This window comes from Flavobacterium kochi, assembly GCF_048286715.1.
Taxonomy (GTDB): Bacteria; Bacteroidota; Bacteroidia; order Flavobacteriales; family Flavobacteriaceae; genus Flavobacterium.
Window position 1 is genome coordinate 148,106 of the sequence record NZ_JBLVPW010000003.1, and the last position, 13,378, is coordinate 161,483.

The 13,378-nt window shown below is 36.1% G+C and carries 13 protein-coding genes; 10 read left to right on the forward strand and 3 right to left on the reverse strand.

Annotated elements, in window-relative coordinates:
• Position 1: 1 nt before the first annotated feature.
• From porG to ACNQGH_RS04245, 3 genes are all read right to left on the reverse strand, one after another.
• Positions 2–685 carry a type IX secretion system protein PorG gene (gene porG, locus ACNQGH_RS04235; protein WP_417954737.1) on the reverse strand — a complete coding sequence of 228 codons (684 nt, stop codon included), beginning with the start codon at positions 683–685 and terminating at the stop codon, positions 2–4.
• A gap of 156 nt (positions 686–841) precedes the next feature.
• Complete coding sequence (locus ACNQGH_RS04240; RefSeq protein ID WP_417954738.1) at positions 842–1,726, reverse strand: NAD kinase; 885 nt, start codon at positions 1,724–1,726, stop codon at positions 842–844.
• Positions 1,727–1,800: 74 nt separating this feature from the next.
• A complete protein-coding gene (locus ACNQGH_RS04245; protein ID WP_417954739.1) occupies positions 1,801–2,460 on the reverse strand; it encodes a CBS domain-containing protein in 660 nt (219 codons plus the stop codon).
• 113 nt (positions 2,461–2,573) lie between these two features.
• Between ACNQGH_RS04245 and ACNQGH_RS04250 the strand changes: the two genes are divergently transcribed.
• From ACNQGH_RS04250 to ACNQGH_RS04295, 10 genes are all read left to right on the forward strand, one after another.
• Positions 2,574–3,287 (forward strand): pyridoxine 5'-phosphate synthase, encoded by a 714-nt coding sequence (locus ACNQGH_RS04250; protein ID WP_417954740.1) that lies wholly within the window; start codon positions 2,574–2,576, stop codon positions 3,285–3,287.
• An 83-nt stretch (positions 3,288–3,370) separates the two neighbouring features.
• Positions 3,371–4,135 (forward strand): alpha/beta fold hydrolase, encoded by a 765-nt coding sequence (locus tag ACNQGH_RS04255; protein WP_417954741.1) that lies wholly within the window; start codon positions 3,371–3,373, stop codon positions 4,133–4,135.
• A gap of 49 nt (positions 4,136–4,184) precedes the next feature.
• Complete coding sequence (locus ACNQGH_RS04260; RefSeq protein WP_417954742.1) at positions 4,185–4,529, forward strand: phage holin family protein; 345 nt, start codon at positions 4,185–4,187, stop codon at positions 4,527–4,529.
• 83 nt (positions 4,530–4,612) lie between these two features.
• Positions 4,613–4,984 carry a hypothetical protein gene (locus ACNQGH_RS04265; protein WP_417954743.1) on the forward strand — a complete coding sequence of 124 codons (372 nt, stop codon included), beginning with the start codon at positions 4,613–4,615 and terminating at the stop codon, positions 4,982–4,984.
• A 146-nt stretch (positions 4,985–5,130) separates the two neighbouring features.
• Positions 5,131–5,997, forward strand: coding sequence for a DUF3347 domain-containing protein (locus ACNQGH_RS04270; RefSeq protein ID WP_417954744.1), 867 nt, complete (start codon positions 5,131–5,133; stop codon positions 5,995–5,997).
• A 50-nt stretch (positions 5,998–6,047) separates the two neighbouring features.
• Positions 6,048–6,764 carry a DUF3347 domain-containing protein gene (locus tag ACNQGH_RS04275; protein WP_417954745.1) on the forward strand — a complete coding sequence of 239 codons (717 nt, stop codon included), beginning with the start codon at positions 6,048–6,050 and terminating at the stop codon, positions 6,762–6,764.
• A 2-nt stretch (positions 6,765–6,766) separates the two neighbouring features.
• Complete coding sequence (locus ACNQGH_RS04280) at positions 6,767–7,327, forward strand: helix-turn-helix domain-containing protein (RefSeq protein WP_417954746.1); 561 nt, start codon at positions 6,767–6,769, stop codon at positions 7,325–7,327.
• A gap of 104 nt (positions 7,328–7,431) precedes the next feature.
• Positions 7,432–7,881 (forward strand): heavy metal-binding domain-containing protein, encoded by a 450-nt coding sequence (locus tag ACNQGH_RS04285; RefSeq protein WP_417954747.1) that lies wholly within the window; start codon positions 7,432–7,434, stop codon positions 7,879–7,881.
• A gap of 57 nt (positions 7,882–7,938) precedes the next feature.
• Positions 7,939–10,470, forward strand: a complete 2,532-nt coding sequence (locus ACNQGH_RS04290; RefSeq protein WP_417954748.1) for a heavy metal translocating P-type ATPase — start codon at positions 7,939–7,941, stop codon at positions 10,468–10,470.
• A gap of 73 nt (positions 10,471–10,543) precedes the next feature.
• Complete coding sequence (locus ACNQGH_RS04295) at positions 10,544–13,045, forward strand: multicopper oxidase domain-containing protein (protein ID WP_470303805.1); 2,502 nt, start codon at positions 10,544–10,546, stop codon at positions 13,043–13,045.
• Positions 13,046–13,378: the final 333 nt, after the last annotated feature.

Below are 13,378 nucleotides of genomic sequence, written 5' to 3' on the forward strand. Positions count from 1 at the left end.
TTTAATCTGCACAGTAACAAGGTTTGTTTCCAAAGGTATACGTCAGGGTTAAACCCGAAAAAACATACCAATCATTATTATTTAAATTTCCAAATCTCAACATTTCTAAATTATCATTCTTCGGATTACTTCCATCCACGTTGTCGGTAAGCGCATATCGTGCTCCAACCTCTGCAGCCAATATGAAATTAGGCGTAATGTTTGATTTTATTCCTAAATGAATTGGAATGGCAAAGGAACCTGCACTTTTATCTTTTCTTGTTTCACCAGCTAAAATATATAATTCATCATATCTAAAATAGCTTATTCCGGAATATATATAAGGAGTGACTTTAGTCCCCATTTTATGAAGATTAAAATCGAAAAAATTGAATTCAAGGCCTAAAGATACTTCTTTTATACTATTTTCAAAACGATATCCTCTTTGGTTTCGGCCGGCTTCTTCAGAATCCAAATCGTTTGAGGCAATTTTTGACTGTGTGTAGGAAAATCTATAGGAATGTCTTGTGCTTTTATTCCATTTGTATAGTAATCCCAAAGCAGGCTCGTTTGGAGAGATATAGGTGGTGGGACCAACATCTCCAACGTAGTTGCTGCCCCCTACAAAAACACCAATCTCATGAATTTGAGCATGGATTGCCAAAAGGGGAAATAGGCATAACAATAAATTAAAAATTTTGTTCATTTAGTTAAAATTGCGTGCAAATATAATAATTATCAATACGATTCAATACCCATCTTGTTAATTGTCTTTTATTTTAAATAATTAACAATAAATAGGTGTCAGATAAATCCAAACGTGAAAAATAGATAGAATCGTATAGCTTTTAACTAAAATGATTTAATTCCTTTTGTCTTCTCCCCAAAGTAATTTGCTGCGAAGTGTTTTTAAAAATGTTTCGTCGGGAATTTCAACCATATTGATTTGAAATGGAGTTTTCTTAATGGTCAGGATAGATTCGTTTTTTATGGTAGTTACTCTGGAGTCTAATGAAACTAAATAATTATCCTCTCTACCGGAAACTTTTAATTTGATTTCGGTTTCATCCGGAACTACAAGTGGTCTGGCGGTAAGATTGTGTGGGGCGATGGGAGTAATAACCAGGCTTTTTACAGTTGGGGTCAAAATGGGGCCGCCACAACTTAAGGAATATCCGGTAGATCCTGTCGGTGTAGAGATGATCAGGCCGTCAGCCCAATAAGAGTTTAAATATTCATCGTCCAAATAGGTGTCAATTGTAATCATCGCAGTGGTGTCTTTTCGGCTAACCGTAATTTCATTCATCGCAAAATTAATTTCCTGAATGGATTCGTTTTCGGTAGAACACGTTAGACTGAGTAAAGTTCGCTTGGAAAGCGTGTATTTTTTGTCAATGACAAATTGCATAAATTCTGCAATATTTTCTTTTTGAACGGTGGCTAAAAATCCTAATCGTCCTGCATTGATGCCTAATATTGGAATGCCTGAATTCCGAACCAATGTAGCGGCTCTCAAAATAGTTCCGTCACCACCAATGCTGATGAGCAGGTCAAAACTTTGGTCTAATTCGGTGTGGGAAGCAAAGGTTTTATATTTTGTTTCTACAATCTTTTTTTCGTTAACCATCGCCAAAAAATTAGATTCGATGATCATCTCAACGTTGTTCTTATTAAAAAAAATAAAGATGTCGTTTATAATTGGTTCTGTACTATTTTGATAATATTGTCCGTATATGGCTACTTTCATCTTTTTTTAATCGTTTAATCACTGATGGGTTTATTAGGTAATGGCTCAACTGTTTGGTCAAACAAACCGCTGCCCTATATATTAAGGTATTTGTCTAAATAATCAGAACGTTCCTTCAAGTTGTTGATGTAATTGTCTTCTTGATGCTCCGATATGATTTCGTAATTGTATCTTCTGAAAGTTTGGATGATTTCATTCATGGCTCCTAAACTTATTTTCATGGTTACCTGAACGCTTTCAACATCAGCATCAGATATAAATAGACCCAAAAGCTTCCCGTTGTTGCTTTCAACAATTTGGGTAATTTGACTCATCGAATAATCCAGAATTGGTTTTTTGACAACAATAATTCCTCCGGGTTCTTTTAAAAAGGGCGTTTCATGAAAAAATTTCATGATGTCCTCTATTTCATAATAGCCAACATATTTATTGTTTTCATCTAAAACAGGAACTAAATTGGTATGATTTTTTGCGAAAACTTCTAAAACATCCAGCCAAATGGTATTGGTTCGGGTAAAAAATCCTTCCAGTGTAAATTTATAATCAATTACTTTTTTATCACTATCAAAGGTTTCTATATCATCGGATGCAATGCTGCCAATATAAATTCCCTCATCAATCACCGGGAAGTGTGAAAAGTGCAATTCATCAAAAAAGTCTTGAACAACCGCAATAGTATCTTGGCTGTCAATAGCTTTAAAATCATTGGTAATATAGTTTGTAATTTCTGTCATAAATTAATCGGCGATATTTCATGCAAAATAATCAAAAATAAGCAAAAACTCCTAAGTTTTACTTTGTATTTTTGCTCTAATAAATACTATTATCACAATCAAAAAGTGTTCCAATGACAAAGTTAAGTGTAAACATCAATAAAATAGCTACTTTACGAAATGCCCGTGGTGGAAATGTTCCCGATTTATTAAGAGTCGCAGCCGACATTCAAAAATTTGGGGCGGAAGGAATCACGATTCACCCACGTCCTGATGAACGTCACATTCGCTATCAGGATGCCCGCGATTTGAAATCTATTGTTTATACCGAATATAATATTGAAGGAAATCCGGAGAAAACGTTTATTGATCTCGTTCTTGAAATAAAACCGACTCAGGTTACTTTAGTTCCTGATGCTATCGATGCTATAACTTCTAATGCAGGTTGGGATACGATAAAACATGCCGATTATCTCAAAGAAATTGTTCAGGAATTTCAGCGCAATGGAATACGAACTTCCATTTTTGTCGATCCAGTTCTCAAAATGATCGAAGGAGCAAAAAATATCGGGACCGAAAGAATCGAATTGTATACCGAAGCATTCGCACACGAATACAGTTTGGGTAACGTAAGAGGAATACAGCCTTATATGGAATCGGCGATTTTGGCCAATCAAGTCGGATTGGGAATTAATGCAGGTCATGATTTAAGTTTGGATAATATCCAGTTTTTCAAAGAAAATATTCCGGGATTACTCGAAGTTTCTATAGGTCATGCTTTAATTTCCGAAGCCATTTATCTGGGATTAGACAATGTGATTAATATGTATCTGCAAAAACTAAAATAAAATAATCGGGGAATGACCATGCTTTCACTGCTACAGCATGGTTGTGCTTTCCACGTGCAATTCTGCAATCTAAACCTTGAACAATGCTTTACTCAAAAATTGAAGGCTCTGGCCAACCACTTTTAATTCTCCACGGATTTTTGGGGATGTCTGACAATTGGAAAACACTAGGGGCACAATTAGCTTCTGATTTTCAAGTTCACGCCCTCGATTTACGCAATCACGGGCGAAGCTTGCATTCAGAAGCATTCAGTTATGAAATAATGGTTCAGGATGTTTTCGAATATTGTCAAGCCCATAATTTAGAAAAAATAAATATCATCGGGCATTCTATGGGGGGTAAAGTAGCCATGCTTTTGGCAACAACACATCCAAAATTGGTCGATAAATTGATTGTTGCTGATATCGGGCCAAAATTTTATCCGCAACACCACCAGGATATTTTGGCAGGATTAAATGCCGTTGATTTTTCAATAAAACCAAGCCGAAATGAAGTCGAAGAAATTATGTCAAAATACATTCCTGATTTTGGAACAAGGCAATTTCTAATGAAAAATTTGTACTGGCAAGAGCCAGGGCAATTAGCCTTCCGATTTAATTTGGCAGTTTTCAATACTAAAATGGATGAAATTGGAATTCCATTACCTGAAAATTTAGTTTTTGATAAACCAACTTTGTTCATTCGCGGTGGAAATTCCAATTATATTCTGGACAGCGATTTCGAAAACATAAAACACCATTTTCCAAAGGCAAGGGTTGAAACAATTTCTAATGTAGGACATTGGCTTCACGCCGAAAATCCTGCCGTTTTTTATCAGACCGTTATCTCATTTCTAAAAATAAAGTAATCGGATTTAAATTTTTCTTACATTTATTGAAATTTTAAAACAAAAAACCATGAATTTATTAATCAGAATTCTTGTTACTGCAGGATTAGTGTTATTAATTGCCCATTTTATGCCAGGTGTTCATGTGGCTGGATTTACCACAGCATTAATTGTAGCGGTTGTTTTGGGTTTGCTTAATATATTCATTAAACCAATATTGGTAATACTGACTTTGCCAGTTACCATTCTTACATTGGGATTGTTTTTATTAGTGATCAATGCATTAATTATTTTATTGTGCACCAATATTGTAGGTGGATTTCATGTTGATTCCTTTTGGACCGCATTAATTTTTAGTATTGTTTTATCATTATTACAATCTATAATGAATGGGATATTGGGAGAAGGAAAGTAATTAGTTGTTTTAACAAGTAATTGGGAGTTAATAAATCAGCAGTAGTCGGTAATTTAATACCTTTGTTCCGTAAATCGTGATCAATGTCAAAAAAGTTTTGCATAGTGTTATTTGTTATGTTTGGGTTCTTTATGATGCCAGGCATAGCTTTTGCGTGTGGAACTAAATCGGAGAAAGCGTGTTGTAAAAAAGAAGTTTCTTCAAAAGCGGAGAAGGCTGGCTGTTGTAACAAAGAACATTCTTCGAAAGAGAAATCGCATGAGGGTTGTACTGGAGCCTGTAAGAATATTTCTTGCGGTGGTTCCACAGTCCATCTGGCTTTAACTTCATTATTTTACACCAGTTTAAATAATAAAAACTTCAGTTTTTCTTCAGAAAAGCAAAACTATTACTATTCAGAAATCTTCATTTCTTCTGATTTCCGATCCGTTTGGCTTCCACCCAAAATAAGCTGAATTCCTTTTTCGACAGCCATAAAACTGTTTAATTCAAAGCGCTAATGCTTTAAAATCGTTAAATTTATAGTCAAATTCAATTTAAGTAACGCAAAGTATTGCTTCAATATTGCTTTTGATAGATTCACTTCAAATTATTTAAAACTATGTATTCAATAAAAAAAATAGTGATAGCAATTATGGTATTGCTTTCAATTACAATCGCTAACGCGCAAATTAAAAATGCCAAAACTGGAACGGTAAAAATCTATGGGAATTGCGGAATGTGTAAAACAACGATAGAGAAAGCCGGAAATTTGAAAAAAGTAGCTCAAGTAGATTGGAATAAAGATACTAAAATGGCTACCCTAACGTACGATTCACAAAAAACGAATCAGGAAGAAATAGTAAAGCGCATTGCTTTGGCGGGTTATGACAGCGAAAGCTTTCTTGCTCCGGAAGCAGCTTACAATAATCTTCCAGCATGTTGCCAATACGAAAGGGAAGCCAAAGTGGCTGTCGTATCCGAAACGAAAACGAAAATTATGAACAATCATGAAGATCACGGTCAAAATTCGAAAAATCTAAATCAGGAGCAGGAAATAAATCAATTAAAACCAGTTTTTGATTATTACTTTTCATTGAAAGATGCTTTGGTAAAAACAGATGATAAAGCGGCTTCTTTGGTTGCAAAAGATTTATTAGCGTCATTAAATGCTGTAAAAATGGAGAAACTGGCCACAGATGTTCACCTGGTTTGGATGAAAGTTATGAAGGATTTGTTGGCTGGAGCCACAAATATTTCAGAAACAGAGGACATTAAAAAACAAAGAACGCTCTTTATGTCTTTATCGAAAAAGATGCACGATTTGATCAAAGTCGCTAAGTATGAAACGCCTGTTTTTTATCAGTTTTGTCCAATGGCAAATGATGGAAAAGGGGCTAATTGGTTGAGCAAAGAGGATACTATCAAAAATCCTTATTATGGTTCTCAAATGTTGAGTTGTGGTAAGACAGTTGAAACGATTAAGTAATTTACCTGTAGTAACTTTAAAATAGAATTAAAAATTGGCAACATAAAAACATGAAAAATATAATCCTTTCTTCCATTGCAGCAGCAGCATTCTTACTTACAGCTTGTAACCAAAAAAATAAGCAGGTAGAAACAACAAATCCTGAAACAGCCAAGAGTTCATCGGAACGATATGCCTGCTCCATGCATCCTGAAATTACTGGAAAAAAAGGAGAAGTATGTTCTAAATGTGGAATGGAATTAACAGAGCCTGTGTCTGTAACTCCTAAAGCCGGAACAAAAACTCCTACTCTTGACATGCCTGCAGCTGCAACAAAACCAGTTGTTTCTTCTTCATTTACTATTGATGGGATTGTAAGTAACTATTTGAAGCTTAAAAACGCATTGATAAAAGATGATTCTAAAGCTGCGGCCAATACGAGTAAATCAATAGTGGCAACTTTAAATGATGTAAATCCGAATTCATTGGATGCAAACCTAAAAAAGAAGTATAATGACATTGCTGCCGATGCTAAAGAACAGGCAGCACATATTGGCAGTAGCTTTGGAAAAATTGATCATCAAAGAGAACATTTTGCGATGTTGAGCAAAGACGTTAATGATTTGATAAAAATCTTTGGGACAAAACAAAAATTGTATCAGGATTATTGTCCAATGTATGCCGAAGGAAAAAATGGCTATTGGATAAGTGAGACCAAAGAAATTAGAAATCCGTATTATGGTTCCGAGATGTTAAACTGTGGTAGAATGGTAACGGTGATTCAATAGCTATGAAACTCTATATCAAAAATATGGTATGTGATCGCTGTAAAATGGTAATAAAATCCGAATTGGAAAATAGGGGAATTTTCCCTATTTCAGTTGAATTGGGCGAAGTTGAATTTTTAGGTGAGTTCAAGGAAAATGAGAAGCAGGATTTAGAAAAAAAGTTGCAATCACTTGGATTTGAATTGTTAGAGGATAAAACGACTATAACTGTTGAGCGGATCAAATGCTTAATTGTTGATTTGGTTCACCACCAAAATAATGAATTAAAAATTAATTTATCAAGCTATTTGTTGGAACAATTGGGACAGGATTACAGTGCATTGAGTAATTTATTTTCTGAAGTTCAAGGGACAACGATTGAACATTATTTTATTGTTCAAAAGATTGAAAAAGTAAAGGAGTTATTAATGTATAGAGAATTAACAGTAAGCGAAATTGCTTTTAAATTGAATTATAGTGATGTATCACATTTGAGTAATCAGTTTAAAAAAATAACAGGTTTTACACCAACTCATTTTAAACAATTAAAAGAAAACAACAGATTGCAAATTGATAATTTGTAAAATTTACAAATCATTTCCAAAATTCTACAACAGTTAAAAATAGAGGTCATGTACCTTTGAGTAGTAGAAAAGATCTTCAGTTTAATATTTTAAAATAGTAAAAAATGAAAACATTAATTATTGTACTAAGCGTATTCTTGGCGGTAAATTCAATGGCATCAGCGCAAGAAGCGGTAAAATCGTACCAAAAGGAAACTCAGAAAGAAATGTATACTTGTCCCATGCACCCAAAAGAGATGAGTAGTAAAAAAGGGGAGTGTAGTAAATGCGGAATGGAATTGGTAAAAACACTAAGACACGACACCTCGGGTAAAGGGAAAAAAACAGCAGTAGTTACAAAATACGTTTGCAAAATGGATGGTCAAACTTCTGATAAACCAGGAGAATGTTCTAAATGCGGAATGAAAATGATTCCTCAGGAAGTTCAAAAGCCAACCTACTCTTGCCCAATGCATCCGAAAGAAATGAGTGATAAATCTGGAAAATGTCCCAAATGCGGTATGCAAATGACTCCAAAAGAAAGTGATAAAAAAGAAGAGAATCACCATCATTAAATTTTTTCAAAACGGTTCTGTAATTTTTTATAGAACCGTTTTTTTTAATTAAACAGTATGAAACATACCTATACAATCACTGGAATGAGTTGTGACGGTTGTCGTTCCAAAGCCGAAAAATCATTGAATGCTATAGATGGGATTCAAGCAACAATTACTTTGGATCCGCCTATGGCAACAATAATCATGGATAAACACATTCCTACAACTCAATTACAGAAGGCTTTGACGGCCGCCGGAAACTATACAATAGCAATGACTGGTGGGGTCGATTCAAACGGAACGGCTGATAAACCAATTGATAACTGTTGCAGTTCCAATAAATCACAACAGCAATCAATAGTGACTTTGCCCGGCAATGCGCAAGGCAAATATTATTGTCCAATGCATTGCGAGGGTGAAAAAGTCTATGATAAACCGGGAAGTTGCCCAGTCTGTGGAATGAATCTGGAAAAAGTTCCGGAATTGAGTTTGGCAAAAATAATGTACACTTGTCCCATGCATCCCGAAGTAATCAAAGACAGTCCTGGTTCTTGTCCTATTTGTGGAATGGATTTAGTGCCGATGGAGCCCTCAGATAGCGAAGAAAATAAAGTATATAGTGAGTTAGTGCGCAAAATGAAAATTGCAGTTATATGCACTGTTCCTATTTTTTTAATTGTAATGTCAGATATGATTCCTAACAATCCGTTGATGAGAATTATGGATGTTTCCAAGTGGAATTGGGTACAGTTTGGCTTGTCGCTTCCTGTAGTTTTTTATGCGTGCTGGATGTTTTTTGTGCGTGCCTGGAAGTCCGTTGTTACCTGGAATCTCAATATGTTTACGCTAATCGGAATTGGTACTGGAGTGGCCTTTTTGTTTAGTTTAGCCGGAATGTTTTTTCCAGCTATTTTTCCAAATGAATTTAGAACTGAAGAGGGGACAGTATTACTTTATTTTGAAGCAACTACAGTCATATTGACGCTGGTTTTATTGGGGCAATTACTGGAAGCAAGAGCGCACAGTCAAACTAGTGGCGCAATAAAAGAACTCTTGAAATTAGCGCCAACTGAAGCTACTTTGGTAATCGATGGAAAGGACAAGGTGATCTCGATTCACGACATCAAAAAAGGAGATTTATTACGGGTAAAGCCTGGAGAGAAAATCCCGGTTGACGGTAAAATCACCGACGGAGAAAGCGCAATCGACGAATCAATGATTACTGGCGAACCGATTCCTGTTGATAAAATAGTAGGGGATACCGTTAGTTCAGGAACTATCAATGGAAATAAGTCCTTTGTGATGATTGCCGAAAAAGTAGGTTCGGAAACTTTACTTTCACAAATTGTGCAAATGGTCAACACCGCCAGTCGCTCTAAAGCCCCAATCCAAAAACTGGCAGACAGAATTGCTAAATATTTTGTACCGATTGTGGTTTTTGTCTCTGCGGTAACGTTTTTTGTCTGGGCAAAATTTGGACCTGAGCCGGCAATGGTTTATGGATTCATTAATGCCATTGCAGTGTTGATAATTGCGTGTCCTTGTGCTTTGGGATTAGCGACGCCTATGTCGGTCATGGTTGGTGTTGGGAAAGGTGCGCAATCAGGAGTATTGATTAAAAACGCCGAAGCACTGGAAAGAATGAATGAAGTTACTGTTTTACTAACGGATAAAACGGGAACTATTACCGAAGGAAAACCTTCTGTTGAAAAAGTGTTTTCATTACAAAATGACGAAAATGGACTATTGCAAAGTATTGCTTCCCTGAATCAGTACAGTGAACACCCTTTGGCGCAAGCAGTAGTCAATTTTGCGAAAGCGAAAGATGTTTCGTTAATCGAGGTAACCGATTTTGAAGCGATTTCAGGCAAAGGAGTTGTCGGAACGGTAACCAACAAAAAGGTGGCACTCGGAAATAAAAAATTAATGGAGCAAGTGAACACTACGGTTTCGGATGAACTGGAAAATAAAATTATTGCAGAACAGAAACTGGGAAAAACAGTTTCTTACATTTCTGTTGATGGAGTTGCTGTGGGATTTGTGTCGATTGCTGATGCCATTAAGACAACAAGCATACAAGCGGTAAATGAATTAATACGTCAAGGTTTTGAGGTGATTATGCTGACCGGTGACAATGAAAATACGGCAAAAGCAGTTGCTTCAGCATTGAATTTGAGTTCTTACAAAGCAGGTTGCTTACCAGAAGACAAACTGGCAGTGATTAAGCGTTTGCAGTCTGAAGGAAAAATTGTTGCAATGGCAGGTGACGGAATAAATGATGCTCCGGCATTGGCACAAGCCGATATCGGAATTGCTATGGGAACCGGAACTGATGTTGCTATTGAAAGTGCTAAAATTACCTTGGTAAAAGGAGACTTGCAAGGAATAGTCAAAGCCAAAAATTTAAGCCAGGCAGTAATGCGAAATATCAAACAAAATTTATTTTTTGCCTTTTTCTATAATGTACTGGGAATTCCTATTGCCGCTGGAGTTTTGTATCCCTTTTTTGGAGTCTTGCTTTCGCCAATGATAGCTGCTTTGGCAATGAGTTTCAGTTCGGTTTCAGTAATTGTCAATGCATTGCGTTTGCGGAATCTAAAACTATAAAAAAATCAAGATTAAAAAAATCAAGATTAAAAAAATAAGGATTGAAAAAATAAGGATTGAAAAATAAAAAAGAATGAAAAGTAGTATCGTATTAATTTTTTTATTGAGTATTTGTCCCTTTGTACAAGCGGAAAACAGGAATGAGAGAAAGATTTCTAAAAAAATAGAAATTTTTCAGGTGCAGCCTATAACATATACATGCCCAATGCATCCTGAAATTCATGCCAGTAAGCCTGGGAAATGTCCCAAGTGCGGTATGGATTTAATTAAGGAAAAAGTAAAGCCAGTAAAAAAATCCGTTCTAAAAAAGCAAGTACCAAAAGCAGCTGTTAAAAAAGAAACGCCAATAAAAGCAAGCAGTATTCAAACGAAAGCAGCACATGATGATTTGCACCAAAAGCATTCAAATGTTCCTGCACATAACGCTGGGGTCAAAGAGGAACTGGTGAAAACTGTGAGAAATACACCGTCAAGAACAGTTCGTTACGATTTATATGTTCGGGATACCCTTGTTACTTTTGGCGATAAGCCCAGAAGGGCGATTGCAGTAAATGGACAAATTCCGATGCCAATGCTCATTTTTACCGAAGGTGATATTGCCGAAATTTATGTGCATAATGAATTAGACGAAGATACATCGCTGCATTGGCACGGGTTATTTTTGCCGAATCAATACGATGGCGTACCTAATCTTACCCAAATGCCAATCAGGCCGCACACGACTCACAAATATACGTTCCCAATTGTCCAAAATGGAACGCATTGGTATCATAGTCATACCGGTTTGCAGGAACAGATCGGGATGTATGGTTTGTTTATTATGAATAAAAAACAGGATGATTTGACTTTTAGAAAAGGGATAGATGATTTACCAACGGTTCCAATTATTTTGAGTGAATGGACGTATAAGAAGCCGGAAAATGTACATCGTATGTTGCACAGCGCATCCGATTGGTTTGCGATTCAAAAAGGGACAACGCAAAGTTATTCTGAAGCCGTGAAATCGGGGCATTTTAAGACAAAGGTCACCAACGAATGGAAACGAATGAATGCCATGGATGTTAGCGATGTATATTATAACAAATTTCTAATTAATGGAAAAAATGAAAGTCAAATTTCGCAATTAAAAGCGGGCGATAAAGTGCGATTGCGGATTGCGAATGGTGGAGCCTCGACTTATTTTTGGTTGACCTACGCTGGTGGAAAAATAACCGTAGTAGCAAATGATGGTAATGATGTCGAGCCTGTCGAGGTCGACAGGCTAATTGTTCCGGTTGCTGAAACCTATGATGTAATTGTAACTGTTCCAGCCGATAAAACCGCTTACGAATTTTTAGCCACTTCTGAAGACCGAACAAAATCAGCTTCCTTGTATTTAGGTGATGGTATCAAGCAATTGATTGCTCCTTTACCCAAATTAAAATATTTTGAAGGGATGAAGATGATGAATGACATGATGAAAATGAACGGTGATCTGGATGATATGGGAATGCAAATGTCGCTCAATAAAATGGACATGAACGCAGTAATGTATCCTGAAATTACCGGTGATGCTGAAAAGAAAATGGAGGATAAAATGGATGGAATGAAAATGGCTGATGACCATGCAAACCACAATCAGTATGATTCCAATGCACTTTCTGATATTGTTACCCTGAATTACGCGATGCTGAAATCACCAATTAAAACAGCATTTCCAAAAGATACATCCCTAAAAGAATTAAAGTTTGAACTCACTGGAAATATGAACCGTTATGTTTGGAGTTTGGATAATAAAGTAGTTTCGGAAACAGATAAAATCTTAATTAAAAGAGGAGAGGTCGTTCGCATGGTGATTCATAATAATTCTATGATGCGACACCCCATGCATTTGCACGGACATGATTTCAGGGTGATTAACGGGCAAGGGGATTATGCACCGTTAAAAAATACGATTGACATCATGCCAATGGAAACCGATACGTTAGAATTTGCAGCCACCGAAAGTGGTGACTGGTTTTTTCATTGTCATATTTTGTATCATATGATGAGTGGGATGGGCAGGATTTTCTCTTACGAAAATTCTCCTGTTAATACCGAAATAACAAATCCAAAATTAGCACAACGCAAATTATTTGGTGATGACCGGGCATTTCATCTGATGGCAGAAAATGATTTTGCCACCAATGGGAATGATGGAATGGCAATGTTAGGAAATACACGCTGGAGTATTGGAACAGAATGGCGTTTGGGCTACAGCGATATGCACGGTTATGAAACCGAAACACATATTGGACGATACATTGGGAAAATGCAGTGGTTGATGCCGTTCATAGGTTTTGACTGGCGATACAGAAAAATGAAAGAAGGAGAGATGGAGAAAAATCTTTTCGGTCAAGAAAGCACCAAAGACAAACGAGCTGTTGCAAGTTTAGGATTTGAATACACATTGCCCATGCTAGTGAAATTTCAGACAGAAGTTTTTAGTGATGGAAAAGTCAGATTGCAATTTGAACGAATGGATATTCCTGTTTCAAAAAGATTGCGAATGAATTTAATGTGGAATACCGACAAAGAATATATCGCTATATTGTAAAAAGAAATTTAGGAATTACAACCCATTATGATAGCGATATGGGACTTGGTTTTGGGTTGAGTTTGAATTATTAGAGAATTGAAAATGTAATCCTTCGGTTCGAGGGAATGATATTAAATTAGGGAATCGTCAGTTCGAGTTGAGTAGCAATTTGCGATAGAAAACTACGAAGCATCGAGAACTCTTTTATAATAAAGGCTTCTCGATACAATTTTGAACAGTAATGCTGTCGAATTACTGTTCAAAATTACTCGAAGTGACGGTCACGACCTAACTTAATAACATTGGGTAGTGTCTCCTTCATCGGAATGTTATATTGTTTTTATGTAAACT

Coding starts and splice junctions, on each gene's coding strand:
- porG (WP_417954737.1), bottom strand. CDS start 685: ATGAACAAAATTTTTAATTTATTGTTATGCCTATTTCCCCTTTTGGCA.
- ACNQGH_RS04240 (WP_417954738.1), bottom strand. CDS start 1,726: ATGAAAGTAGCCATATACGGACAATATTATCAAAATAGTACAGAACCA.
- ACNQGH_RS04245 (WP_417954739.1), bottom strand. CDS start 2,460: ATGACAGAAATTACAAACTATATTACCAATGATTTTAAAGCTATTGAC.
- ACNQGH_RS04250 (WP_417954740.1), top strand. CDS start 2,574: ATGACAAAGTTAAGTGTAAACATCAATAAAATAGCTACTTTACGAAAT.
- ACNQGH_RS04255 (WP_417954741.1), top strand. CDS start 3,371: ATGCTTTACTCAAAAATTGAAGGCTCTGGCCAACCACTTTTAATTCTC.
- ACNQGH_RS04260 (WP_417954742.1), top strand. CDS start 4,185: ATGAATTTATTAATCAGAATTCTTGTTACTGCAGGATTAGTGTTATTA.
- ACNQGH_RS04265 (WP_417954743.1), top strand. CDS start 4,613: ATGTCAAAAAAGTTTTGCATAGTGTTATTTGTTATGTTTGGGTTCTTT.
- ACNQGH_RS04270 (WP_417954744.1), top strand. CDS start 5,131: ATGTATTCAATAAAAAAAATAGTGATAGCAATTATGGTATTGCTTTCA.
- ACNQGH_RS04275 (WP_417954745.1), top strand. CDS start 6,048: ATGAAAAATATAATCCTTTCTTCCATTGCAGCAGCAGCATTCTTACTT.
- ACNQGH_RS04280 (WP_417954746.1), top strand. CDS start 6,767: ATGAAACTCTATATCAAAAATATGGTATGTGATCGCTGTAAAATGGTA.
- ACNQGH_RS04285 (WP_417954747.1), top strand. CDS start 7,432: ATGAAAACATTAATTATTGTACTAAGCGTATTCTTGGCGGTAAATTCA.
- ACNQGH_RS04290 (WP_417954748.1), top strand. CDS start 7,939: ATGAAACATACCTATACAATCACTGGAATGAGTTGTGACGGTTGTCGT.
- ACNQGH_RS04295 (WP_470303805.1), top strand. CDS start 10,544: ATGAAAAGTAGTATCGTATTAATTTTTTTATTGAGTATTTGTCCCTTT.